Below are 23,525 nucleotides of genomic sequence, written 5' to 3'. Positions count from 1 at the left end.
ATCGACACGGGCGTCGAGAATTCTTGTGCCGCGGGGTCTTCAGGCGGGGTGGCCCGGGTGCAGGTCGCGCACGGCGGAGAACATCAGCGGAGCGTGGTGCTCCGGCGGAGGTCCGGCGTCGTCGGTGCCGGCGTCGGGTTCGATGGGGGCGAGGACGAATCCGGTGTGGTCGCCGAGCCGATCCAGGCGGTGCAGGACCGTGCCGACGATGCGTACCGGGCAGTCCGTCAACAGCGGCACCCCGGCCGGACCGGGTTCCCAGGCGCAGTGGGCGAACTTGTCGACGCGGTCCCCGGTACGCTCCCCGAACAGCGCGGCCGGCGCGCGCTGCCGCTCTCCCAGTGCGTGGACGGCCAGTACCGGCGAGGCGAGCGCGATCTTGTGGGTGTGGTTGACGGCGGAAACGCACACCAGGAATCGCACCGGCTCCATGCCGCACTGCGACGCGAACCCCACCAGGCATCCGGATCGTTCGCCGGTGACGGGATGGATCGCCGTCACGACGAACATGGGGTAGTCCAGCGTGTCCGCGAATCGTTCGAACAACACCGGGCGTTCTCCCTAGGGACGGCGGGCCAGCAGGTGGGTGTCGAGGAAGCCTCGCTCGGTGGCGGGGTCGTGGAGCAGGCGGGCGAACGGGACGAGTCCGGCCTCGGCCAGCAGCTCGGCGAAGCGGTCCGCAGGCCAGCTGTAGGCGGGCGCCACCTTGTGGTCGAAGCGGATCGGCTCCGGCCCGTCGGTCCCGAAGCACGAGACCAGGAGCAGGCCGCCCGGTGCCAGGACCCGCACCTGCTCGGCGAGCAGCGCGGGCACTTCGTCGGGCGGGGTGTGGATCATCGAGTAGTGGGCCAGTATCCCGCCGAGCGCGGCGTTCTCGACCGGCAGCGCCTCCATCCGAGCCTCGTCGAAGCGCAGCGTCGGATGTGCCCGCCGGGCGTGCTCGACCATGGCCGGGGAAAGGTCGAGCCCGAAGGCGTCCAGCCCCAGTTCGTGCAGCATGGCCGTCAGATGTCCGGGCCCGCACCCGACGTCGGCCACCCGTGGGTTGCCCGTCCCGCGCACCAACTCGGCGAAGGTGCCGATCATGTTCCGCGAGAACGGGTGTGTCTCCAACCGATCGGCGAACAGCGACGCGTACAACTCGACGACGCCGTCATAGGCCGCCCTGGTCTCGTCCCGGTGCTCCGTCACGGGAAGGCAAGCTAGCATCGTGCGTGCCGCTCGGGGCGAGCGGACACGGCGAGGCGGATGGCCGCCGGACGGTATCGCCCGGTTTTCGGTCGCTCTCGCCGGGCACCGGCCCTCCCATGGTGAAAATCGGCTACACGATGATGACCGAGCAGGCCGGTCCCAAGGATCTGGTCGAGCACGTGGTGCATGCCGAGCGGGTCGGATTCGACTTCTCGGTGACGTCGGACCACTACTTTCCGTGGCTCGACGTCCAGGGGCACGCGCCGCACGCGTGGACCGTGCTGGGTGCCGCCGCGCGGGCCACCTCGACGATTCCGTTGATGACCTACGTGACCTGTCCGACCATGCGCTACCACCCGGCGATCGTGGCGCAGCAGGCCGCCACGCTCCAGCTGTTGTCGGACGGGCGGTTCCGGCTCGGATTGGGCTCCGGCGAGAACCTCAACGAGCATGTGGTGGGCGACGGTTGGCCCGCCGTGGACGTGCGGCAGGAGATGTTGGCCGAAGCCGTGGAGATCATCCGCGCGTTGTTCGCGGGCGGCTACGTCGATCACCACGGCACCCACTACGACGTGGAGTCCGCGAAGTTGTGGGACCTGCCCGAGTGGCCGCCGCCGATCGGGATCGCGGTGTCCGGCGAGCAGAGTTGTGCGCTCGCCGGCCGGTCGGCCGACCTGGTCATCGCGACCGAGCCGGACGCGGAGCTATTGGCCGGGTTCGACCGGCACGGCGGTGCGGGCAAGCCGCGGGTGGGGCAACTTCCGGTGTGCTGGGACCCCGATCGGGACACGGCGATCCGGCGCGCGCACGAGCAGTTCCGCTGGTTCGGCGGGGGGTGGAAGGTCAACTCGGAGCTGCCGGGTACGGCGGGCTTCGCGGGCGCGACGCGGTTCGTGCGGCCGGAGGACGTGGCCGAGGCGATCCCGTGCGGGAACGACGTGGACACGTTCGTCGAGGCGGTACGCCCCTTCGTCGAGGCCGGGTTCACCGAGGTCGCCCTCATCCAGGTCGGCGGCGATACGCAGCACGAGTTCCTGGACTGGGCCCGCGACAGGCTGCTCCCGGCGCTGCGTGGACTGTGAACCGCGCGTCGGTGGTTTCGGCCCGGAGTGGAATCGCCATCGGGGGGAAGCAGTCGATCGCGACGCCGACGTCCGGAGTCGCGTGACCATCCGCCCGGTGACTCGAGACGCCCGGGGAGCGCGCCCCCCGCGTCCCCCGGGCGACTCGTTCGGGCGGGGTCGCGAAACCAGAGGGCGAGGAGCTGTTCGGTGATCACTCTCGGCGTCGAGGAGGAATACCTCCTCGTCGATCACGACAGCGGTCTGCCCGTCCCGCGTTCGCCGGCGGTGCGCGCGGCGGCGGGGTTGCAGGCCGCGCTGGAGGACGACGAGGTGCAGCCGGAACTGCTCCAGGTACAGGTCGAGGTCGCCACGCCCGTGTGCGAGACGCTCGACGAGATCGGCGGCCACCTGCTGCGCCTGCGCCACGCGGTGGCCGAGGCCGCGGAGCAGTGCGGATGCCGGCTCGCCGCGGTCGGCACCGCGCCCTTCGCGCCGGACGAGCCGGTGCCCGTCACCGACAAGGAGCGTTACCGATCCCTGCACGTCGACGCGGCGCGCCTGGTGGACGAGGCGTTGATGAACGGGATGCACGTACATGTGGCCATACCCGATCGGGAGGCGGGGGTCGCCGTGCTCAACCGGATCCGCCCCTGGTTGTCGGTGCTGCTCGCGATGTCGGCGAACTCGCCGCTGTGGCACGGGGACGACACCGGATTCGCCAGTTGGCGCACGCTGGTCTTCGGGCGCTGGCCGGTCACCGGTACGCCGCCCCGGTTTCGGGACGCGAACGACTACGATCGGCGGCTGGACGGGCTCACCCGAGCCGGCGCGCTGGCCGATCGGGGCCGGGTGTACTGGTCGGCGCGGCTGTCGGAGCGGTTCCCCACCATCGAGGTGCGGGCCATGGACGTGCAGTTGCGCGCCGACGACGCGGTGATGCTCGCGGGACTCGTGCGCGCGCTGGTGGCCACGACGCTGCGCGAGGAGGCGCAGGGCCGCCCGGAACTCGCTCTCGCGCCCGAACTCCTGGACGCGGCCGTCTGGCAGGCGGCCCGCCACGGCCTGTCCGGCACCCTGATCGCCCCCGACGACGGCCGCCCGCGACCGGCCCCCGAGGTCGTCGCCGCGCTGCTCGCGCACGTCGGACCGGAATTGGATCGGGCGGGCGACACCCGGCGGGTGAACTCCCTGGCCGGGCGGCTCCTGCGCGAGGGTACCGGCGCCGAACTGCAGCGCCGAGCACTTGCGGCGGGGGGACGTTCGGGCCTGACGCGCATGATCATCGCGCATACCGTCGGCCTGTCCCCCGATGAGCCGCACGCGTGAGCCCCCGGCTGCGGCGGCATCGGGTCGTGACCGGTCACGGTCGGACGGGCAAGGCGAGCGGGGCGAACAGGTGTGCCATGTTCGTGATCGCCAGGATGCGCCGCAGCCGGTCGCCGGGCGCGAGGGCGAGTTCGACCCGGCCGTCGGCGGCCTTGGTCCGCGCGTGCAACAGGACGTGGAGCACGGTGCTGTCGCAGAAGGTCACCCCTCGCATGTCCACGTCGACGCGGCATGTTCCGTGATCCAGCGCGGTGTCGAGGGCGGAGCGCAGCAGCGGCGCGGTGTCGATGTCGATTTCCCCGCTGACGCGCAGGAGCAGGCGGTCGCCGTACGGCATGACCCGTACGCGCAGGTGTGTGGCCGTTTCCCGATGGCGACGGCCGGGGCGACGCGCCGTCGCGGCGGGCGCCGGGCGGCGGTTGCGGGGTCGGCGTGAAGACATGGATGTTCCCTCACACGTCTGACAGGTGGGGACAGGTCGCAAGCGCGAAACGGGACGATGGGGATGATGGGGACCGACCCGGGTCGATCCTTCTCGTCAAGGATCCGACGCAACCCAACATGCGTCAAGTTATTCAGGAACTTCATTTCAGGTATCGTGTTGCCGGAATGAACGACCTTACGATGGCCTCATGAGTGATGCGGACGCGTCCCGACCGTCGTGGACGTTTTTCACCAGCCACGCCCGTGTGCTCTCGGTGATCGCCAGGGATCCCGAGGCGAGGGTGCGCGACATCGCGGCCGTGTGCCTGCTGACCGAGCGCGCCGTCCAGGGCATCCTGGCGGACCTGGAGGCCGGCGGATACCTGACCCGGCAGCGCAACGGACGGCGTAATACGTACCGGGTCGTGCCCGGAACGGAGGTGCGGCATCCGGCGGACCGGGGCCGGGCCGTCGCCGACGCGCTCGACCTGCCGGTGGAGCCATTCCCCGGCGGTTCCGGCACGTCGGCCTCTTCCGGCGGCCCCGACGGCTCCGGCGCGCCCGGGGATCGTGATTCGCCCGGCGACCGTGGCGGGCACGACGATCGTCAAGCGCCGGGGCGGGCGGACGAGGGGCCCTTCGAACACGAGGCGCATTGACGATCGCCGGCGGACGCGACTCGGCGTCCGGCGTCGCCGTACGCCTGAAACGCGCGGCAGCGGGCATGCGCACGGTTCGAGCGATTCGGATTCAACCGAGAATGTGCTGCCGAAGGGACTGCGTGAGATGAGCGATCCGCTTGCCCTGCCGTTCGTCGACGAGGCCGAGGACGGCGAACTCGACCCCAACCAGGCGCCCTTGGGCGCGACGGTGCGAGTACCGGCGTACGCCGGGATGGCTGCCGGCGATGTCGTCACGGTGCGCTGGGAGGGTTCCGACGGGGCAGTGTTCGAGGAGTCCGCGCCCGTCCCGGGCAAGGGCGTCGGACATCCGGTGGTCTTCCGGATCCCCGCCTGCGAGCTGCTGCCCCACATCGGCTCCCGGATTCGGTTGAGCTACGACGTCGACGGCGCCGCCTCCGCACCGCGGCGCACCTCCGACGTCGTGGTCGTGCGGGTCGACCTCCGGGAACGGCTGTTCCCCACCGGTTGATGCTCATGATTTCGGCCTGGTTCGGCGGGGTTCGCGCCGCCGGGTGGAGCCCGGCGGGGGTTTGGAGACACGCGCTAGGATCCGCCGGGAAGGGCGGTGGAGCTTTCGTGGCGATGGTCTATGCGGACGGGGTGCTCCGAGTCGAGCGACTCGGGCCGCCCTCGGTGGTGCGGTTGGCGGGGGAGGTCGACGCGGACAACTGTGTGCACGTACGTTCCGCGTTGGACGCCCAGCGGGCCGGTTGTGCGGGGGACGTGTGTGTGGACGCGACGTTCCTGGAGTTCATCGACGTGGCGGGGGTGCGGACCCTGGTGGAGACGGCGGGGCGCATGCCTTCGGGCCTGTCGGTGGTCGTCCGCTCGGCCTCGGCGGAATTGTGCGACCTGGTGACACTCGCGGGCTGGGGTGGGGCGCCCGGGCTGGTGCTGGAGAAGGCGGTGCGGCGATGACCGTTCCCGTACCGGACGTGTTCCGTCACGATGCCCTCCTCTATGCCGGTCTCGACGACTTCGTCGACCGCACTGCCACGTTCGTCCGCGCGGGTCTGGAAGCGGACGAGGCCGTCGCCGTCGCGGTGATCGAGCCCCGCGCCGGTGCCCTGCGCAAGGAACTGGCCGCCGACGCCGAGCACGTCACCTGGATCGACATGGAACGTGTGGGCCGCAACCCCGCGCGGATCATCCCCGCGTGGCGCCAATGGACCCACGACCAGGGCACCCGGGCGTTCCGCGGGATCGGCGAACCCATCTGGGCGGGCCGCTCCGAGGACGAACTCGTCGAATGCCGCCACCACGAATCCCTGCTCAACCTCGCGTTCGACGGCGTGCCGTGGCAACTCCTGTGTCCGTACGACGTCACCACCCTCGACCCCTCGGTCATCGACGCCGTCCGGCACTCCCACCCCCGGGTCCTCGACGCCGGAGCCGAACACCGGCACGCCCACCCCGGTCCGGACCACTACGCCGCGACACTGACCGGACCGCCGCTTCCGGACGCGCCCGAGCACGCCGAACACCTCGCCTTCGCCGCCGGGGAACTCGCGCGCGTGCGCGCCTTCGTCCGCGGTCGACTGGGCGAGGCTCCTCGGGCGTACGTGGGACACGCCCTGTTGGTCGTCACCGAGATCGCCGGCAACAGCATCATCCACGGCGGCGGACACGGCGAGGTCAGCCTGTGGAACGAGGGCACGACACTGGTCTGCGAGATCCGCGACGCGGGCAGGGTCGACGACCCGCTGGCCGGACGGCACATCCCGCACCCGGACGTCGAGGGCGGGCGCGGCCTGTGGATCGCCAACCAACTCTGCGACCTCGTCCAGATCCGCTCCACCGACTCCGGCACGACCGTGCGGCTGCGCCTGAACCACGAGCGGTAGCGGGCGCGCCGCGGCGCGGGGTGTGGTCTGCGCCTCACTCGAATGGGTGTACTGGTCAACGATTCGGGTAGGGGGCCCGTGCCGATTCGACGACCCCAAGGAGCCGAGATGACCTTGTCCACGGTGAGCGTGTCGACCTCTGCCGACTCCGCGAGCGCCACGCCGGACGGTGGGGCAGTCGGCGGACTCCCGCGGATCGGGGACCCCACGGCGGTGGGGGCGGTCGACGCGCGCGCGATGTCGAAGGTGTTGTTCGTGCGGCTGAGGGCGCTGGAGGAGGGCACGCACGAGTACCAATACGTGCGCAACACCCTGGTCGAGCTGAACCTGCCGCTGGTGCGGTACGTCGCCGGCCGGTTCCGCTCTCGTCCCGAGACCACCGAGGAGATGGTCCAGACCGGGACGATCGGGCTGATCAAGGCCATCGACCGGTTCGATCCCGCGCGCGGGGTCGAGTTCCCCACGTTCGCGATCCCGACCATCTCCGGCGAGATCAAGCGTTTCTTCCGCGACACGTCGTGGTCGGTCCACGTGCCGCGCCGTCTCCAGGAACTGCGCCTGGAACTGGCCCGGGCCCGCGAGGCGTTCACGACCGAACACGACCGGGAGCCCACCTCCGCCGAACTCGCGGAACGGGTGGGCGTGAGCGTGGAGGAGGTCGACGAGGGCCTGATCGCCTCCGCCGCCTACTCCACCGTGTCCCTCGATGCCCCCGCCCCCGACGACGAGGGGTCCACCCCGGCCCTGGCGGGCCGGGCGGCGTTCGTGGAGCCCGGCTATGCGATGACGGAGAATCTGGTCGCCCTCAAGCCGCTGATCGCCGCGCTCGGCCCGCGCGATCGGGAGATCCTGACCCTGCGCTTCGGCGAGGAGTTGACCCAGTCCGAGATCGGCGAGCGCCTCGGCATCTCCCAGATGCACGTCTCCCGGCTGATCAGCCGGACCGTCGCGACCCTGCGTCTCCAGCTCCTGGCCGACTGAACCGCGGGGTGGTCGCCGGGGGGCGGGTGCTTTCGCCGCCCACCCGGCGCTGCCCGGCGTGGGCTACGCGTCGGCGATCCGGGCGCTCCAGCCGTCCTCCAGCTCGGCTCCGTCCACGGTGATGGCCTCGACCGTCCTGCCGGCCGGATCGATGTCGGCCTGCACGCCGTCGCCCGCGTAGCGCGGATGGCCGGTGGCGCCCTCCTCGCCGGTGGGCCGGACCGTCGCGGACCGCACCGCCGGCCCGCGCGCCGCCGGCGGCATGTCCTGCGCGTTGTACGGATAGATCAGCACCTCGAAGGTCTCCATCCCGCGCGTGTACCCCGGAACGGCGCGGCGCACGAGCGCGGTGCTCGACAAATCCGGGATGGGTCACTCGGGGAGGGAGGCAACCGCCTCGGGCCGGGCCTCGGGGTACGGGAGGGTCGCCGTGGCGGGTTCCGTCGGCGGGTTCGCCGCCATGCCGAGCAGGGTCGGGAGGTCGGTGCCGGCCATCCAGCGGCCGAGGGCCCGGCGATCGACGGTCACGATGTCCTGGGCTCGGGCGAGTCGGCGAGCGGGTGCGGTGAAGCGGGAGTTCGTGACGAGCATCGCGACGTCGGCGGCGTGCACGGGGCGGGCGGTACCGACGAAGCGTTGCATGTCGGGACTGCCCACGGCGCGGGTGCGGCCGAGCCGCTTGCATTGCACGACGAGACTGCGACCGTCGGGCAGCCGGGCGACGACGTCGGCCCCGAGGTCGCCGGCGCCACCGCTGACCACCACGTCGCGGCAGGCGTCACGGCGGCACAACTCCGCGACGTGCTCCTCGAATCGGGGGCCCGTCATGGCGTCGACGGTGGCGAACGAGACCGCGCGTGCCCGAGGGTTCACCCGCCTGCGCGGTGCCCACCGCCGTGCCTCGGAGCGCGTCGCGGCCCGGAACAGGCCGCATATGTACAACGCGCCCGTCGCCACCACGCCGACGCCCGCCATCGCCGCGAGCAGATCCCACTGCCGCCGCACACCGCAATACGCCGCGACGACACACACGATCGGGGCGAGCCACCAGAACACCCGGTCGTAGCGGACGAATCCACCGGTTCGCGCCGCCGCCGTGCCGGTGTGGGAACCGGGCAGTCCTCCGCCCGACGCGGATTCGGGATCATTGATCGTGGGACGTATCGCGCTCACAGTCCGCTCCTTGCTTCCCGCTCCCGGTCGACTCCCCGCCGACTCCCTGCCGAATCCGCCGACCGTGACGGGCAACTCTCCGACGTGTCAACGAAGTTCGGGCGCTTCTGCGGCTGCCCGCGATCATCGACGCCAACCCTCGCGTTTTCGAAGACACGCCATGCACCGGGCCGGCCCGAATCGGCCGGGTGGCTATTGTCGGCGGCATGGGTGATCTGGTGGGAGTGCGGGTCGAGGTCGACGGTCGGGTCACGACGGTGGAACGGTTGCATGCCGTCGCCGTGGGGGGCTATGGGCACTTCACCGCGATGCAGGTGCGTGGTGGGCGGGTGCGTGGGCTGGCGGATCATCTTCGGCGGCTCGACGCGGCCAATCGGGAGTTGTTCGGCAGCGCCCTGGACGGGGAACTGGTTCGGCGGTATATCCGGCATGCGCTGGCCGACGATGTCCTCGACGCGTCGGTGCGGGTGCATGTGTTCGCGGCGGACGAGGGTGGGGCGTTCACGGTGCTGGTCTCCGTGCGGCCACCGGGGGACATGTCGGGCGCGCCGCAGGCGTTGCGGTCCGTTCCGTACCTGCGGTCCGTGCCGCACATCAAGCGGGTCGGGGACTTCGGGCAGGCCCACTATCGGCGACTGGTCGCCCGCGAGGGCTTCGACGAGGCGCTCCTGACCGGTCCGGACGGGGTCGTCGCGGAGGGCGCGATCACCAACATCGTCTTCCACGACGGCACTTCGCTGATCTGGCCAAACGCGCCGGTCCTCGAGGGCATCACCATGCAGTTGCTCGAACGGGCGCTCTCCGCCGGGCCGTTGCCCTCGCGGCGCGGCCCGGTCCGGCTATCCGAGGTGGGTTCGTTCCGGGCCGCGTTCGTGACGAACTCGCGCGGCATCGCGCCGGTCAGGCTGATCGACGACGTGCCGATCCCCGTCGACACCGCGCTGACGGCGACGCTCGGCGAACTGTACGCGGCGGTCGAGTGGGACCGGATCTGACGACCCGTCGGCGGGCGGGCTACTCCCAGACCGTGGCTTCGAACATGACCGCGCTGCGGGTGGGCACACTGGTGATGCGCAGGTAGGCGGTGTGGCCTTCGTCGGTCTGCACGCACACGCGCATGCCCTGGGACAGTTCGCCGCTCGTGTAGGTGCCGCGTTTGGCGATCGCCTGGGCGCAGTCGTCCCGGGTCGGTTCGGGGCCGTCGGGCGGGGCGATGGCCACGACGTCGGCCGACTTGATCGGGCCGAGTGTCAGGTCCGGGAGGTTGAACCCGACGAATGCGTCGGCACCCTTGGATCCGGGTTGGCCGAATGGCGACGAGGTGTCCAGGTCGATGTAGTGGGCGTCCGGCTTGAGGGTGATCTTCACCGGTCCGGCGAGCGTCTTCGCGGGTGCCTTCGGCGCGGACGAGGTCGCCGGGTCGGTCCCGGGTTTGGCCCCGGGCGACCCGTTCCCGCCGCTCGACGCGGGGGTGCTGATCGGGGCGCTGTTGTTCGTCGACTGTGACCCGTCGTCGGAATCCGACTTCGTGGCCACCTGGACCGTCACGATGATCCCGACGACGGGGATCACGATCCCGACGACCCACCAGGCCCACTTCGGCTGATCGCTCACAATACCCCCGTATATACGTCGTCCGAGCGCGGCGAGCCTACCACCGGCTTTCGGCCGGAAGCCGGCTCGAACGCGCGGGGTGCGAAACGGCCGACGCGACACGCGGCTCCCTTCCTCGCGCAACCAATGGTTGCATGTTTGTGCGGGTGTCGGCTAAGGTGATGTGCAACCAAACGTTGCAGAAGGTGGCACACATGGAATTCGGAACGATCGAGCGGGAGATCCACATCGACGCCTCACCCGAGGTCGTCTTCGACGTGGTGAGCAGCCCCGAACACCTGCGCGAGTGGTGGCCGGACGAGGCGGAGTTCCCGGCCGTACCCGGGGGAGAGGGGCGGATCGGCTTCGGGGACTGCGCGCAGGGCGGCGGCACCTGGATGCGGTTCACGGTCGTCGAGGCCGTGCCGCCGCGACTCTTCTCCTTCCGGTGGACCCACCAGGAGGGGGAGACGGCTGCCTCGGACAACTCGAACCTGGTCGTCTTCGCCCTCGAACCCGCCGGGACGGGGACGCTCCTGCGGATGACCGAGAGCGGCTTCCGCGAGCGCGGCTGGGACGAGGCGAAGGTCGCCGCCGTGTACGCCGAACACACCACCGGCTGGGACCACTACCTGCCTCGGCTGCCGACGTATGCCGCGAAAGTCGGAGCGGGCGCATGAGCGTGGTGGTGGACGACGACCTCTGGTCGGCGGTCGGCGACCCGATCCGGCGCCGCATGCTCGATCTGCTGCTGAACGACGGCAGCGGGACGGCGACCAGCCTGAGCGAGCACCTGCCGGTGACCCGCCAGGCGGTGGCCAAGCACCTCGTCGTGCTCGATCGGGTCGGCCTGGTACACGCCACCACCGCCGGCCGCGAGCGGCTGTTCCACGTCGATCAGGCCCAACTCGCCCGCGCCGTCGCCCAACTCGCCGATGTCGGCGCCACCTGGGACGCCCGCCTGCGGCGCATCAAGCGCATTGCCGAGACGATCCAGCGCGCCAAGGAATCGACCGACGAGACCGGAAAGCAGTAGAGAGGAACACCGACATGGCAGACATCCTTCACCGCATCGGCGTCGAGCACGCCTCGCCGGAGCGGGTATATGAAGCACTCACCACCGTGGCCGGCCTGGCCGGCTGGTGGACCGAGAAGACATCGGGGGAGACCGACCTCGGCGGCGTGCTCGAATTCCGGTTCGGGCCGGGCGGGTTCGACATGAAGGTCGTCGAACTCGACCCGGGACGGATCGTGCGCTGGGAGGTCGTCGACGGGCCGGAGGAGTGGGTCGGCACACGTGTGGAGTGGAACCTCCGCCAGGAAGGCGACTTCACCATCGTGCTGTTCAAGCACGAGGGCTGGCGTGAGCCGGTCGAGTTCATGCACCACTGCAGCACGAAATGGGCCGTCTTCCTGATGAGCCTCAAGCAACTCCTGGAGACGGGCGAGGGTGCCCCCGAGCCCCGCGACGTGCGGATCGGCGACTGGCACTGACCGGCCGGCGCCGACGGGGCCGCGTGCGCGGAGGATGACGACGGCGCCGACCGGCCGGTCGGCGCCGTCCCCGCTCCCGTGTCGTTCGCGGTGCCGACCCGACGGGTCAGCCGGCGACCGTCCTGACCGCCTTGTCCACCGGCACACTCCCACCGATCAGTTCCAGCGTCAGGCCGGCCGTTTCGGGGGCGTCGAGCAGAGCGGCGAGTACGGCCGCCACGTCGTCGCGGGTGACGGGCCCGCGCCCGGTGGACGCGGCCAACTCCACCGTCCCGGTGCCCGGTTCGTCGGTCAGGCGCCCCGGTCGCAGGATGGTCCAGTCGAGTCCGGCCCGGGACCGGACATCGGCGTCAGCCGCGCCCTTGGCGCGCAGGTAGGCGGCGAAGACCGGGTCGGTGCCCTCCGGGGGTTCCCCGTCCGTGCCCATCGCGGACACGACGACGAAGCGCCGTACGCCTGCCGCCTCGGCCGCGTCCGCGAACAGGGCGCATGCCGCGCGATCGACCGTGTCCTTGCGGGCCGTCCCGCTGCCCGGCCCGGCGCCGGCGGCGAATACCGCCGCGTCCGCGCCCTGCAGATGCCCGGCGACCTCCGCGACCGTCGCCGACTCCAGGTCGCACACGACGGGTTCGGCGCCCGCCGCCAACACGTCGCCCGCCTGCTCCGGCCGGCGAATGATCCCCGCGACCTCGACTCCACGCCCATGCAGCAGCCGTGTGAGCCGCAGCGCGATCTGACCGTGACCACCCGCGATGACAATGCGCATGCGCACGACCATACGCCCCGACGGCGATCATCACGCGGCCCCACGCGCGGCCGCTCGGCGCGATCCCTGGCGCGAGCAGCGGTACGCCCACCGGGAGGCCGCGCCGAACGAGGGCCCCGGCCGCGCCGGCCGACGCGCACGAGCCCCGGGCGCTCGACGGTGCCGGGTCGCGGGGCTCAGCCCTTGCGCCACAGTTCGTCGTAGCGCTGCGCCGAGGGCGGCCGGCCGGGGAGCGGGAAGTCGGTGTTGTCGGGGCGGGCGCGCAGGCCGTCGAGGACCAGGGCGACCAGGCGCTCGCGGGCGTTGGCGTCCGCCGTAGTCGGTACGGGCGGGCGTCGGGAGAACTGCTCGATCACCCGGAAGATGTCGACGGTGGTGGCGTCGGCGCGCAGGACGCCCGCGGCGTGGGCGCGGGCCACGACCTCCTCGGCCAACCGGTCCGAGACGCGGCCCGCCTCGGCCATCTCCGCCGTGAAGCGGATCGTCCCGGCGATCGGCGCGAGGGAGCCCGGGCCGAAGTCGACACATTCACGTATATAACCGGCCAATCCCTCCCAGGGGTCCTCGGCGGCGAGCGCGGTCCGCGCGGCCTCCGAATACTGCTCGGCCGCCGACACCGTGAGTTTCTGGAGCAGTTCCTCCTTGGTGCCGTACCGCCGGTACAGCGTGGCGATGCCCACGCCCGCGCGCTCGGCGACCGCGGACACCGGCGCGTCGGCGCCCTGGGTCGTGAAGACCTCGCGCGCCGCGGCGAGCACTCGCCGGTCGTTGCGCGCCGCCTCGGCCTGGCGGCCGCGTTTGCGCGGCTGTTCGCTCGTGCTCATGGTCACCAGGATATCCGTTGCGGAGTGGATCACTCCGTTATAGTTTAACGGAGCATTCCACTCCGTTATTTTTTCCCGGCGGCGCCGGTCCACGCCACGTGCGTGGTCCGACCCGCCGCTTCGGTCGCCGAGGAGGCGGAGCCATGAAGGCCGCAATCGTCAGGGAGTTCGGCGGACCCGAGGTCCTGCACATCGCCGAGATCCCCACCCCGCACGCGGGACCGGGCCGGGTGCGTGTCCGGGTGCGCGCGGCCGGCGTCATGCCCTTCGACACCGCGCTGCGCGCCGGGCGGTTCCCGCCTGCGATGACACCCCGCTTCCCGGCCGAACCTCTCGTGCCCGGCAACGAGTTCGCGGGCGTGGTCGACGAGGTCGGCGAGGGGGTCGCGGGGCTACCGCCCGGAACGGAGGTGCTCGGTTACGCGACCACGGGGGCCTACGCCGAGTTCATCGTCGTCCCCGCCGACCAGGTCGCCCGCAAACCCCCCGGCATGCCCTGGGAGATCGCCGCGGGCCTGTCCGGCAACGGGCAGGGCGCGCACATGGCCCTGCGGCAACTCGCGGTCGGCCCGGGGGACATCGTGCTGATCAACGGGGCCGCGGGCGGTCTCGGCACCATCGCCGTACAACTGGCCAAGGCATGGGGAGCCGCGACCGTGATCGGCACGGCGAGCGAGCGCAACCACGACTACCTGCGCTCCCTGGGCGCGGTCCCGGTCACCTACGGCCCCGGCCTGGTCGAGCGGGTACGGGCGATCGCCCCGGACGGTGTCGACGCCGCACTCGACGCGGCGGGCCCCGAGGCGCTCCGCGACTCCGTCGAACTCACCGCGGACCGTGACCGCGTGCTCACCATGATCTCCGACGAGGCCGCCCGCGAACTCGGCCTGCGCGAGTGGAGCGGCGTACGCAGCGGCGAACTGCTGGGGGAACTCGCCCAGTTGTGGAGCAGGGGCGGGTTCGCCGTGCACCTTCGCGAGACGTACGCGCTGGCCGACGCGGCGCGGGCGCATCGTGCCGTCGAGACCGGCCACGGCCGCGGCAAGGTCGTTCTCGTGGTCGATCCGTCATGACGGCGGTGCGCGATGCGGCGCCGGTGGGCGGTGTGCGGGGCCGGGACCTCTTCGACGACCGGCGGTTCCGGCTCCTCTTCCTGGCACGCACGATCTCCGTACTGGCCGCCGCCTTCGGCCCCGTGGCACTGGCCTTCGGTGTCCTGGACCTGCCGGGTGCCGGTGCCACCACGCTGACGATCGTGCTCACCGCGCAGACGGTGCCGCAGATCGCCCTGATGTTGTTCGGCGGGGTCGTCGCCGACCGGATCTCCCGCACCCGGCTGATGCTGACGGCGGAACTGGCCTCCGCCGCGGCGTTCTTCGGCCTCGCGACGATGTTCGTCACCGGACACGCGCCGGTGTGGGGGATCGCGCTCCTGGCCGCCGCCACCGGCATCGCACTCGCCCTCTACTACCCGGCGCTCACCGGCGTGGTACCCGAGATCGTCCCGGACGAGCACCTCCAGACAGCCAACGGCGTGCTGCGCCTCGGTGTCAACAGCGCGCGCCTGCTGGGCATGGCGGCGGCGGGCGGCGCGGTGGCACTGGTCGGCGCCGGATGGGCGCTGGCGGTCAACGGTGTCGGGCTCGTGCTGTCCGCGGCGCTGCTCGCGGCCCTGCGCCCGACGCCGGGGACGGATCGGGGCCGGACCTCCATGGTGAGTGATCTCCGGGAAGGTTGGCGGGAGTTCGCGTCCCGCCGCTGGTTGTGGGTGATCGTCCTCCAGTTCGCCTTCGTGATCGCCGCGATGCAGGCCGCCTTCGGCGTCCTCGGCCCCGTGGTGGCGAAGGCCGATCTCGGCGGAGCACCGGCCTGGTCGACGATCCTGGTCGGACAGGGACTCGGCACGCTGGCGGGCGTGTTCGTGGCCATTCGCCTCCGTCCCCGACGGCCCCTGCTGGTGGCCACGTCGATGGTCTTCGCGGTGGCCCTGCCGATCGCTTTGCTGGGCATCGGTGCCCCGGTGTACGTCGTCGCCGTCGGCGCGTTCGTCACCGGCGCGGCCTTCGACGTCTTCGGTGTGATGTGGGAGACCACGATGCAGCGGGAGATACCGCGCGAGGCACTGTCGCGCGTGGCGGCGTACGACGGGCTCGGCTCCTTCATGTTCGGCCCGCTCGGCCTCGTCGCCGCCGCCCCCCTCGCGGACGCCGTCGGCGCGCATCACGCGCTGCTGCTGTGCGCGGCGCTGATCGTGCTGGTGACGGTGGGAGCGCTGGCCGTCCCCGAGGTGCGAAACCTCCGCGCCGCGACCCAGGTCGTCAACGACGGGGTCGTTGCGTCGGGGTGACCAGGACCTTCAGGGCGCTGCGCTCGTCCATCGCGCGGTATCCGTCGGCGATCGATTCGAGCGTGACCACGCTGTCGAACACCGGTGAGGGGTCGAGGATGCCGTCGAGCACGCGCGGCAACAACTCGGGGATGTAGGACCGGCACGGCCACCGTCGCCCCGGGCCGCGCGCCGGCGCTCACCGCCGCGTGGTAGCCGGTGCCCATGACGTCGGTCAGCGCGAGCAGCCCGCGCAGCAGCCGCTCGTCCCAGGCGGCCTCGCCGGGCACCTCGACCAGGGTCCCGTCGGCGAAGGGCACCCGGACCCCCTCACCCTGGCCGCCGTCGGACCCGACCGCGCCCCACATCCCGCCGTTCGTACAGGAGGTGGGCAGGCGTTCCGTACAAAAGACACAGGCCCCATCGGACCAGGTGAACGGGGCGAGCACCAGGTCGCCGGGGCGCACCGAGCGCACCCGGGAGCCGGTGGCCACGACGGTGCCGACGAATTCGTGCCCGATGCGCTGTCCACCGCATGTGGGGGAGCGGCATTCCGTTCGCGCAACCCGGCCGATTGCCACGGCGGTTCACCGGCGCGTGTGATGGACGATCGGTACCCGCCGGCGGGTACCGGCCCGGCCACGCGACGGGGTTCGCATCACGATCGGCGGAAGAATCACCGATTCCCGGTTCCGTAGCGTGAAGACCTGTTACAGAATGCAAGGCGTCGCCCGTTCGCCTGCCCGGCGACGCGGGGAAGACGAAGAAGCCGGAACCCGATACCGGAAGGAACGCAACCCCCGATGACACCGCTGATCCTCGGCCGCCGCGCCGCACCCCCGGCCCGTGCGGCGGGTCCGCTGCCCGAGCACCACTACGACGACGCCGTCTGCGCGAACGTCGTGCCCGACGGCCGACTCCTGATCCACGTTGTCGACGCGCGCACGATCGCCGCGTACACCGAGACCCAGGAACCCCTCGGGTGGAAGAAGGACGACTGACCCGCCCCGGGTCCGCCGGCCCCGAGAACGAGGACGTCACCGTGGACCCGCTGTTGGCCGCCGCCGTCGAGGCCCTGGGCGTCACCGAACCCCCCGCGCCACTGAGCCCCCACCACACACACGCCTGGCGCACCGCCGACTGGAAGATCCGCACCGCCGACGACCCGACCGCCGCGGCGGCGCTGCTCCACGAGGCGCGGGCCGTACGCCTGCTGTCCGAGGCGAAACTCACCTCCCACACAGGCGCGTACGCCCGAGTCGGCACCGGGGCGTGGACCGCCCTCGCCTGGAGCCCCGGTACCACGTTGTGGGAGTGGTGCGCCGCCCACCGCGACGATCCGGCGGACGCCGCCCCCCGGCTGCGCCGAATCGCGGACCGCGCGTTCGCCCTCCTGCGCCGCTGGCACGCGGCCGGCTGGCGCCACGGAGACCTGCACCCGGGCAACGTGCTGATCGGCGGCCCCGACGACGACGTCGAGTTCATCGACTTCGAGCTGACCCACCACCGCGAACTGCTGCCGCTGCCCGGCCCCTACCGGGGCGGCGGCGATCAGGCCACCGCCCCCGAGATCGCCCGCCTGCTCCTGACCACCGCCGCGGGCGTCGACCTCGAACTCACCGACGCCGCCGAGGTCTACAGCCTCGGCGCCACGCTGCGCTGGGCATGGACCGGCGCCGGCCCCGCGACCCCCCGCTTCGTCGGGCCGCGTGTCATGCCCACCGACGTCCTGGAGGACATCGTCGGCGGCCGGCGCCGGGTGCCGCTGACCGAGGCGCGACCGTGGGCCGACCGCCGGCTCGAAGCGCTCATCGAGGACACCATGGCCTTGGACCCGTGCACCCGCTCCCGCACCGCGTCGCACCGGATCGCGGGACCCGGCGGGGCCGGCCCCTCGGGGCGGTGAAGGCCGTGTGCCGAATCGGCCGGCCCTCGTCCGCCCTGGTTCGAACACCGGGCCGAATCGCGAGCAGGGCTCGGGCTCGTCGAGGTCGGCGGTGAAGTGGTGAAGTCGGCGTCGGATGGCCGGGTTTCGGTCGCGCGTGTGAGTTTCGCGGTCGGCGGGGTGACTCCGGTACGACTGAGTGATTGTCGTTGCGGGTACACGCCGTCGACCGGCCGCCGGGGGCGAGTCAGGTCCGGTACGGGCGAGGTCCGGCCGATTTTTCACCTGTAGGGAGACAGCCGTGACGTTCGCATCCGACCCCCAATCGCCGCCCCCGCCACCGGCCCGCCACGAACCCGTCGGGCCCGCCGCGCACTTCGAGACGTGGGCGCCGCCGCCCGCGCCGCCCGTACTGCTGCCGCGAAATACCTCGCGGGCCAACCGGCCGAGGCGGGATCCGACTCTGCGGCAGCCCACCCCGATGCCCGGGCACCCCATGCAGGACGCCCGGGGGCCGGCGGTGGGGGCCCCCGGAGCCGCGGTCGAGGATGCGTTCCACGAACCCCTGCAGGGGCCGCCGGCGGACGCGGCGGAGCGGCTGTTGCGGCTGGTGGCGACCCATCGATCGGTTCCCGAAGTCGCCCGGATGGTGGCGATCCTGAGGGACTACTCGGAAGCCGCCGCCGACGACGCGTTGCGCGAAGCGGCGATGACCCGGCCGGTGCGCGATTTGGTACTGCTGGCCGATTTGCTGAGGGACCCCGACCGCACCGTGCAGACCCAGCGCCCTGGTACGGAGCCCGAACGTCATTGACACGTCGGTGAGTTGCCGGCCGGAGACCGCGGCGGGGCGTCGTTGCGGTCGGCCGGCGGAGTGAACGCGGATGCCCGTCACGACCGGATTCGAACCGGCCGTGGCGGGCATCGGGGTGTCGGGTGACCCGGGTGACCCGGGTGACCCGGGTGATTCCGGATGACCCGGGCGGCCCGGGCGGTCGAGGCGACCCGGGCGGCCGGGTTGGTCTGCGGGGTCAGCCGAGCATGCGGGTGCTGCTCGGAGCGCGGTTCTCCGGCATCGTGGCCTCCCACGGCTCGAAGGCGACCGGCTGCTTGGGCTGCCGGGAGTGCGGCAGGTCGATGTGCCGGGCGAGGAACGCCGCCGCACACAGGGCGGTGATCGAGCCCGCGCCCAGCGCGATCAGGCCCGATGTGTCGAGCCATGCGGCGGCGTGCCGTCCGGTGGTCAGTTGCGGTACGACGGCGGTGGCGATGGTGGCGCATCCCGCCGCCAGGGCCGCCAGACGCGCGTTCCGGCCGGCGCGTACGGAGGTCAGTCCGGCCAGGAACAGGCAGGTCAAAGCCACCGCGGCCAACCATGCGGCGGTGTACGGAGGCGTGCGGAAGGTCGCGGGAATCGCGCTGCCCAACGCCACCCCGGAAACCGCCAGGCTCACCGCCGTGACCCACCGCAGGCCCGCCCCTCCGGCCGCGGCCGAGCGCCGCGGCGCGGATTCGGGCGCGAACGCGGCGGTGCCTCCCGGCGCGTGCGGGTCGGACTCGGTGGCGGGCCGTCCGTCCTGCGCGGCGTAGGTGGGGTTCCGCAACAGATCCGTCAGCAGTACCAGATCGCTCACCGGCCGCGTCATCGCCGCTTCCCGCAACGCGTCGTCGGCGGCCGTTCCCGAACCGTCGTCCAGGATCGTGATCATCCGGGCGAGATCCGGGATCGACCGATGCGTCGCCGCGATGCGGAGCAGTTTGTCCGCCGGCTCGTTGTGGCCCCCTTGTGGGTAGCCGGACGGTTCCTCGATCGGGGCGCTCGGTGCGGGGTGCGCGACGAACGGCGCAGCGGGTTCCGGGGCCGGGGCCGCGATCGGAGCCGGCGCGGAGGCGGAGGCGGGCCACGCGGGTGCCGGATCCTCCGGGTGGGTCTGCGGGCGATGCTCCGGACGAGCCTCCGGGCGGGACGGAGGTTCGGTGGGTCGCGGCGGCGTGGCGGCGGTGTCGGGCGGGGTCGCCCACGTCCCGAAACGCCCGGTGGGCGCGGCAGGTTCGTGATGCGTCGGTGTCGGCGTCGGTGATTCGGGATCGAATGGGAACATCACGAACTCTCCCTGAACATGGAACCGGCGGAGCACGCCCGTACCGGACACGTCCCGGTGCCGGGCAACGGCGTGTACCCGCAGCGGCGCCCGTTCAGACGCACGGCCTGTCGCCTCGAACCCCCGTGCGATCGGCGCACTCTCGACGGGACCGACCCCATCGCACCCGCAGGGGGAGCGCCGGGAAGTCCCTCTCCTTTCCCGAAACGGGGCGGATAGCTTGCCGAGACTCGTCAAGTGCCCGTCGTGTTCCGGAGGTTGTGCCATGTCGTACCCGCCCGTCGACCCGCGTCGCGGCAGCCCGTCCCGGCGTCCCCCGCGGTATCGCTCGGGCGTCACCACGGCCGCGGGCACGCTCTGCTTCCTGTACGGATTGATCGTGGGCGGCGCCGGCGCGGCCGGGTTGGTCCGGGGGATCAGTGCCTTCGCCGACTGGGGGTGGGTGGCCCTGAGCGGCACAGCCGCGAGTACGTCGAGCAGCGCCAACGCGCGGGGGTCATCGACTCCCGGGCGGTGCGCATGTTCCGCGAGTGGGGCCTGGCGGACCGGGTCGTCGGCGGCGTCCCCTTCGAGCCGGTGCTGAACTTCCGCATCGACGGCGAGACGCGGCCCTTCGCGTACGTGACCGACGACCACGGCGACGGACGCTTCTGCCCGCAGCAGGTGCTCGTGCGCAACCTCGTCGACGTGTTCGTCGGCGACGGCGGTGACCTCCGTTTCGAAGCCGAGGACGTGGAACTCGAGAACATCACCGGCCCCCGGCCGCGCGTACGCTACCGCGACGACGCGGGCGTGACCCGCACCATCGCCTGCGACTTCATCGCCGGCTGCGACGGGGACCGCGGCGTCAGCCGGGCGAGCATCCCCGAGGAGGAACTGACCCGCCACTCCCACGAGTACGGGCACGCCTGGCTGACCGTCCTGGCCGACGCCCCGGCCAACCACCAGTCCATGATGGCGATCCACGACCGCGGATTCGCCGGCGGGTTCGCCCGGGGTCCGCAGGCGAGCCGCTTCTACCTCCAGTGCCCCCTGGACACCTCCATCGAGGAGTGGACGGACGACCGCATATGGGCGGAGATCGAGGCGCGCTTCGGCGAACCGGTCACCGTGAAGGGGCGCATCGTGAGCAAGACGTTGGTGCCGCTGCGCAGCGTGGTTTACGACCCGATGAGCCACGGCCGCCTGTACCTCCTCGGCGACGCCGCGCACATCGTGCCGCCCATGAGCGCCAAGGGCATGAACCTGGCCCTGCACGACGCCGACGTATTCGCCGCGGCCGTCCTGAAGCAGGTCAGGGAACAGGACGGGAGCCTGCTGGAGACCTACTCCGCCACGTGTCTGAAGCACGTCTGGAACTATCAGGCATTCGCCGCCTGGTTCACCGACCTCATGCACGACGCGGGAGACGCCTCCTACCGAGGCCACTTCCGCCGCCACCTGGCCCACGCCGAATTCGACCGCCTGTACACCTCGAAGACCGCCAACCACCTCTTCACCGAATTCCTCACCGGCCTGAACTGACCCCCAGCACCGTCCCGAGCGGGTGGCGTCGGGTGGCAGTGCGCAATCATGCTCGGATGGATGTTCGGTTTCTCGGCATTGGTGATCTGGGTGAAGTCCCGTCCGTGGCCGTCGTGGTCGACGTGATGCGTGCCTTTACCGTGGCCGGCTGGGTCTTTGCTCGGGGGGCGGATCGAATCGTTCTCGCGGAGTCGCCGGCCGAGGCTCTGGCGCTCAAGGCGCGGCATCCGGATTGGGTGGCGATCAAGGATGGTCCGCCCGCGCCGGGGTTCGACTTCGTCAACTCGCCGGGGTTGCTGCGCTCGGTCGACCTCGGTGGGCGGACCGTCGTGCACAAGACCACGGCGGGGACGGTCGGTGCCCTCGCGGTCAAGGACGCGACGTTGGTGTTGTGCGCCGGCTTCGTGGTGGCGGAGGCAACTGCTCGGCTCCTGCGGGTGCGCGGGAGCGACGGGGTCACGTTCGTGGTCACCGGTGAGGATGGGCGGGCCGACGAGGATTTGGCGTGTGCCCAGTACATCGCTCGGAGAGCCGTCGGGGCCGACACGGATGCCGGCGGGTTTCTCCGCCGTGCCGGTGCGTCGCGCGCCGCCGCCGAGCTCACGGAGGGCGTGCGTCAAGGAGTCCATCCCGATGACGTTGCACTGTGTCTCGAACTCGACCGGTTCCCCTTTGCCATGGTGGCGGCCTTGGAAGACTCGCTCATGGTTCTGCGCCCCCGTGCGACGGGAGACCGGGCGTCGTAGGTTGCGCGCCGGGCGGGCCCGCCCCTGTTCGCTGTTCGGGGCGGGCCCTTGGTTCGGGTGGGGGTCAGTCGGTGCCGAGTTCCATGGCTGCGCGGTCGAGGAGTTGATCGTCCTCGGATACCTCGCCGCGGGAGGCGATGGCTTCGGCGCCGCCTTCCGGCATGTCTTCGATCAGGGCGGTCGGCGGGGCCTGGAGGGCGCCGATGAGCGCGGGGTGGGTGGTGCCGACGATGCCGAGGCCGGCGTACTGCTCCAGCTTGGCGCGCGAGTCGGCGATGTCGAGGTTGCGCATGGTGAGCTGGCCGATCCGGTCCACCGGGCCGAACGCCGAGTCTTCGGTGCGCTCCATCGACAGCTTGTCCGGGTGGTAGCTGAAGGCGGGCCCGGTGGTGTCGAGGATCGAGTAGTCCTCGCCGCGCCGAAGCCGCAGGGTCACCTCGCCCGTCACCGCGGAGCCGACCCAGCGCTGCAGCGCCTCGCGGATCATCAGCGCCTGCGGGTCCAGCCAGCGGCCCTCGTACATCAGCCGGCCCAGCCGGCGGCCCTCGAACTGGTAGTGCGCGAGGGTGTCCTCGTTGTGGATGGCGTTGACGAGGCGCTCGTACGCGATGTGCAGCAGCGCCATGCCGGGCGCCTCGTAGATGCCGCGGCTCTTCGCCTCGATGATCCGGTTCTCGATCTGGTCCGACATGCCCAGGCCGTGCCGGCCGCCGGTGGCGTTGGCCTCCATCACCAGGTCGACGGCCGAGGCGAACCGCTTGCCGTTGATGCTGACGGGGCGGCCCTGGTCGAATCCGATCGTGACGTCTTCGGGGGCGATCTTCACGGTCGGGTCCCAGAACCGCACGCCCATGATCGGCTCGACCGTCTCGACGCCGGTGTCCAGGTGTTCGAGTGTCTTGGCCTCGTGGGTGGCGCCCCAGATGTTGGCATCCGTCGAGTAGGCCTTCTCGGCGCTGTCGCGGTAGGGCAGCCCGTGGGCCACCAGCCACTCCGACATCTCCTTGCGGCCGCCCAGCTCGGTGACGAAGTCGGCGTCGAGCCACGGCTTGTAGATGCGCAGGTGCGGGTTCGCGAGTAGGCCGTAGCGGTAGAACCGCTCGATGTCGTTGCCCTTGAACGTCGACCCGTCGCCCCAGATCTGGACGTCGTCCTCCAGCATCGCCCGCACCAGCAACGTGCCGGTGACGGCGCGGCCGAGCGGGGTGGTGTTGAAGTAGGCGCGCCCGCCCGAGCGGATGTGGAACGCGCCGCAGGCGAGTGCGGCCAGGCCCTCCTCGACCAGCGCCGCCCGGCAGTCGACCAGGCGGGCGATCTCCGCGCCGTAGGTCCGCGCGCGGCCGGGCACCGAGGCGATGTCGGGCTCGTCGTACTGGCCGATATCGGCGGTGTAGGTGCACGGGACGGCACCCTTGTCGCGCATCCACGCGACGGCGACGGAGGTGTCGAGGCCGCCGGAGAAGGCGATACCGACGCGTTCGCCGGTGGGCAGGGAGGTGAGAACCTTGGACATGGGAAAGATATACAGGATTGCGCATGACTATGCAATTCGGTCTCGTGATGCGTACATGCGCGGCGGG

29 protein-coding genes and 1 pseudogene are annotated in these 23,525 nt (G+C 71.6%); 19 read left to right on the top strand and 11 right to left on the bottom strand.

All coding sequences use genetic code 11. From position 1 onward, the window contains the following. Positions 1-39: 39 nt before the first annotated feature. Together ACWGR4_RS36605 and ACWGR4_RS36600 are read right to left on the bottom strand one after the other, a co-directional pair. Positions 40-549 (bottom strand): flavin reductase family protein, encoded by a 510-nt coding sequence (locus tag ACWGR4_RS36605; RefSeq protein WP_452132734.1) that lies wholly within the window; start codon positions 547-549, stop codon positions 40-42. 12 nt (positions 550-561) lie between these two features. Continuing rightward, positions 562-1,191, bottom strand: a complete 630-nt coding sequence (locus tag ACWGR4_RS36600) for a methyltransferase domain-containing protein (protein WP_452132735.1) — start codon at positions 1,189-1,191, stop codon at positions 562-564. 116 nt (positions 1,192-1,307) lie between these two features. On the opposite strand from ACWGR4_RS36600, the gene ACWGR4_RS36595 reads away from it, so the two are divergent. Then, complete coding sequence (locus ACWGR4_RS36595; protein WP_452132736.1) at positions 1,308-2,273, top strand: LLM class F420-dependent oxidoreductase; 966 nt, start codon at positions 1,308-1,310, stop codon at positions 2,271-2,273. A 189-nt stretch (positions 2,274-2,462) separates the two neighbouring features. Continuing rightward, complete coding sequence (locus ACWGR4_RS36590; RefSeq protein ID WP_452132737.1) at positions 2,463-3,581, top strand: carboxylate-amine ligase; 1,119 nt, start codon at positions 2,463-2,465, stop codon at positions 3,579-3,581. 34 nt (positions 3,582-3,615) lie between these two features. Here the strand turns inward: ACWGR4_RS36590 and ACWGR4_RS36585 are convergent, their stop codons facing one another. Next, positions 3,616-4,023: an STAS domain-containing protein gene (locus ACWGR4_RS36585; protein ID WP_452132738.1), complete on the bottom strand. Its 408-nt coding sequence runs from the start codon at positions 4,021-4,023 to the stop codon at positions 3,616-3,618. A gap of 190 nt (positions 4,024-4,213) precedes the next feature. Here ACWGR4_RS36585 and ACWGR4_RS36580 point away from each other — a divergent pair, with 190 nt between their 5' ends. The 5 genes from ACWGR4_RS36580 to ACWGR4_RS36560 all read left to right on the top strand — a co-directional run bounded on the left by ACWGR4_RS36580 (position 4,214) and on the right by ACWGR4_RS36560 (position 7,512). Next, on the top strand, positions 4,214-4,663 hold the full coding sequence (locus ACWGR4_RS36580; RefSeq protein ID WP_452132739.1) for a MarR family transcriptional regulator: 450 nt from the start codon (positions 4,214-4,216) through the stop codon (positions 4,661-4,663). A 127-nt stretch (positions 4,664-4,790) separates the two neighbouring features. Continuing rightward, entirely contained in the window at positions 4,791-5,156 is a 366-nt protein-coding gene (locus tag ACWGR4_RS36575) for a hypothetical protein (RefSeq protein ID WP_452132740.1), read from the top strand. A 113-nt stretch (positions 5,157-5,269) separates the two neighbouring features. Next, the gene (locus ACWGR4_RS36570) at positions 5,270-5,605 is read left to right on the top strand and encodes an STAS domain-containing protein (protein ID WP_452132750.1); all 336 of its coding nucleotides are present in this window, start codon (positions 5,270-5,272) and stop codon (positions 5,603-5,605) included. Next, a complete protein-coding gene (locus ACWGR4_RS36565) occupies positions 5,602-6,531 on the top strand; it encodes an anti-sigma factor RsbA family regulatory protein (protein ID WP_452132741.1) in 930 nt (309 codons plus the stop codon). The genes ACWGR4_RS36570 and ACWGR4_RS36565 overlap by 4 nt, the downstream gene beginning before the upstream one ends. A gap of 108 nt (positions 6,532-6,639) precedes the next feature. After that, positions 6,640-7,512: an RNA polymerase sigma factor SigF gene (locus tag ACWGR4_RS36560; RefSeq protein WP_452132742.1), complete on the top strand. Its 873-nt coding sequence runs from the start codon at positions 6,640-6,642 to the stop codon at positions 7,510-7,512. A 63-nt stretch (positions 7,513-7,575) separates the two neighbouring features. Here the strand turns inward: ACWGR4_RS36560 and ACWGR4_RS36555 are convergent, their stop codons facing one another. Then, positions 7,576-7,821 (bottom strand): hypothetical protein, encoded by a 246-nt coding sequence (locus ACWGR4_RS36555; RefSeq protein WP_380002255.1) that lies wholly within the window; start codon positions 7,819-7,821, stop codon positions 7,576-7,578. A 63-nt stretch (positions 7,822-7,884) separates the two neighbouring features. After that, the gene (locus ACWGR4_RS36550; RefSeq protein ID WP_452132743.1) at positions 7,885-8,685 is read right to left on the bottom strand and encodes a restriction endonuclease; all 801 of its coding nucleotides are present in this window, start codon (positions 8,683-8,685) and stop codon (positions 7,885-7,887) included. A 206-nt stretch (positions 8,686-8,891) separates the two neighbouring features. On the opposite strand from ACWGR4_RS36550, the gene ACWGR4_RS36545 reads away from it, so the two are divergent. Continuing rightward, positions 8,892-9,680: an aminotransferase class IV gene (locus tag ACWGR4_RS36545; RefSeq protein ID WP_452132744.1), complete on the top strand. Its 789-nt coding sequence runs from the start codon at positions 8,892-8,894 to the stop codon at positions 9,678-9,680. 19 nt (positions 9,681-9,699) lie between these two features. Here the strand turns inward: ACWGR4_RS36545 and ACWGR4_RS36540 are convergent, their stop codons facing one another. Then, positions 9,700-10,053, bottom strand: a complete 354-nt coding sequence (locus ACWGR4_RS36540) for a hypothetical protein (protein WP_452132745.1) — start codon at positions 10,051-10,053, stop codon at positions 9,700-9,702. Here ACWGR4_RS36540 and ACWGR4_RS36535 point away from each other — a divergent pair. The 4 genes from ACWGR4_RS36535 to ACWGR4_RS36520 all read left to right on the top strand — a co-directional run bounded on the left by ACWGR4_RS36535 (position 10,043) and on the right by ACWGR4_RS36520 (position 11,772). Further along, a complete protein-coding gene (locus ACWGR4_RS36535) occupies positions 10,043-10,291 on the top strand; it encodes a hypothetical protein (protein WP_452132746.1) in 249 nt (82 codons plus the stop codon). The genes ACWGR4_RS36540 and ACWGR4_RS36535 overlap by 11 nt on opposite strands. A 202-nt stretch (positions 10,292-10,493) precedes the next feature. Beyond that, positions 10,494-10,958 (top strand): SRPBCC domain-containing protein, encoded by a 465-nt coding sequence (locus ACWGR4_RS36530; RefSeq protein WP_452132747.1) that lies wholly within the window; start codon positions 10,494-10,496, stop codon positions 10,956-10,958. Then, positions 10,955-11,314, top strand: a complete 360-nt coding sequence (locus ACWGR4_RS36525; protein WP_452132748.1) for an ArsR/SmtB family transcription factor — start codon at positions 10,955-10,957, stop codon at positions 11,312-11,314. Before ACWGR4_RS36530 ends, ACWGR4_RS36525 begins: the two co-directional genes overlap by 4 nt. 14 nt (positions 11,315-11,328) lie before the next feature. Next, positions 11,329-11,772: an SRPBCC family protein gene (locus ACWGR4_RS36520; RefSeq protein ID WP_380002248.1), complete on the top strand. Its 444-nt coding sequence runs from the start codon at positions 11,329-11,331 to the stop codon at positions 11,770-11,772. A 106-nt stretch (positions 11,773-11,878) separates the two neighbouring features. Here ACWGR4_RS36520 and ACWGR4_RS36515 read toward each other — a convergent pair whose 3' ends face one another. Next, positions 11,879-12,538 (bottom strand): NAD(P)H-binding protein, encoded by a 660-nt coding sequence (locus ACWGR4_RS36515; protein WP_452129262.1) that lies wholly within the window; start codon positions 12,536-12,538, stop codon positions 11,879-11,881. 176 nt (positions 12,539-12,714) lie between these two features. Beyond that, a complete protein-coding gene (locus ACWGR4_RS36510) occupies positions 12,715-13,362 on the bottom strand; it encodes a TetR/AcrR family transcriptional regulator (protein ID WP_452129261.1) in 648 nt (215 codons plus the stop codon). A 143-nt stretch (positions 13,363-13,505) separates the two neighbouring features. On the opposite strand from ACWGR4_RS36510, the gene ACWGR4_RS36505 reads away from it, so the two are divergent. Next, on the top strand, positions 13,506-14,435 hold the full coding sequence (locus ACWGR4_RS36505; protein WP_380002245.1) for an NADP-dependent oxidoreductase: 930 nt from the start codon (positions 13,506-13,508) through the stop codon (positions 14,433-14,435). Further along, a complete protein-coding gene (locus ACWGR4_RS36500; RefSeq protein WP_452129260.1) occupies positions 14,432-15,709 on the top strand; it encodes an MFS transporter in 1,278 nt (425 codons plus the stop codon). The genes ACWGR4_RS36505 and ACWGR4_RS36500 overlap by 4 nt, the downstream gene beginning before the upstream one ends. Here ACWGR4_RS36500 and ACWGR4_RS36495 read toward each other — a convergent pair. Beyond that, positions 15,681-16,218: pseudogene (locus tag ACWGR4_RS36495) on the bottom strand (alcohol dehydrogenase catalytic domain-containing protein); the annotation flags it as partial. The gene ACWGR4_RS36500 and the pseudogene ACWGR4_RS36495 sit on opposite strands and share 29 nt — an antisense overlap. Before the next feature lie 273 nt (positions 16,219-16,491). Between ACWGR4_RS36495 and ACWGR4_RS36490 the strand changes: the two are divergent. The 3 genes from ACWGR4_RS36490 (at position 16,492) to ACWGR4_RS36480 (ending at position 18,387) form a co-directional block, all read left to right on the top strand. Next, entirely contained in the window at positions 16,492-16,689 is a 198-nt protein-coding gene (locus tag ACWGR4_RS36490; RefSeq protein WP_452129259.1) for a hypothetical protein, read from the top strand. Further along, a complete protein-coding gene (locus ACWGR4_RS36485; RefSeq protein ID WP_452129258.1) occupies positions 16,671-17,594 on the top strand; it encodes a phosphotransferase in 924 nt (307 codons plus the stop codon). Before ACWGR4_RS36490 ends, ACWGR4_RS36485 begins: the two co-directional genes overlap by 19 nt. 280 nt (positions 17,595-17,874) lie before the next feature. Further along, complete coding sequence (locus ACWGR4_RS36480; RefSeq protein ID WP_452129257.1) at positions 17,875-18,387, top strand: hypothetical protein; 513 nt, start codon at positions 17,875-17,877, stop codon at positions 18,385-18,387. A gap of 217 nt (positions 18,388-18,604) precedes the next feature. On the opposite strand, the gene ACWGR4_RS36475 is transcribed toward ACWGR4_RS36480, so the two are convergent. Then, on the bottom strand, positions 18,605-19,678 hold the full coding sequence (locus ACWGR4_RS36475) for a hypothetical protein (RefSeq protein WP_452129256.1): 1,074 nt from the start codon (positions 19,676-19,678) through the stop codon (positions 18,605-18,607). 435 nt (positions 19,679-20,113) lie between these two features. On the opposite strand from ACWGR4_RS36475, the gene ACWGR4_RS36470 reads away from it, so the two are divergent. Both ACWGR4_RS36470 and ACWGR4_RS36465 read left to right on the top strand, forming a co-directional pair. Continuing rightward, positions 20,114-21,199: a 4-hydroxybenzoate 3-monooxygenase gene (locus tag ACWGR4_RS36470; protein ID WP_452129255.1), complete on the top strand. Its 1,086-nt coding sequence runs from the start codon at positions 20,114-20,116 to the stop codon at positions 21,197-21,199. 56 nt (positions 21,200-21,255) lie between these two features. After that, positions 21,256-21,945: a 2-phosphosulfolactate phosphatase gene (locus tag ACWGR4_RS36465; protein ID WP_380002236.1), complete on the top strand. Its 690-nt coding sequence runs from the start codon at positions 21,256-21,258 to the stop codon at positions 21,943-21,945. Positions 21,946-22,009: 64 nt separating this feature from the next. Here the strand turns inward: ACWGR4_RS36465 and argG are convergent, their stop codons facing one another. Next, positions 22,010-23,458 (bottom strand): argininosuccinate synthase, encoded by a 1,449-nt coding sequence (gene argG, locus ACWGR4_RS36460; RefSeq protein WP_452129254.1) that lies wholly within the window; start codon positions 23,456-23,458, stop codon positions 22,010-22,012. Positions 23,459-23,525: the final 67 nt, after the last annotated feature.

This window comes from Embleya sp. NPDC055664 (genome assembly GCF_053618075.1).
The sequence above is the reverse complement of the archived record's forward strand: the minus strand, read 5'-3'. Positions and strand labels throughout refer to the sequence as shown.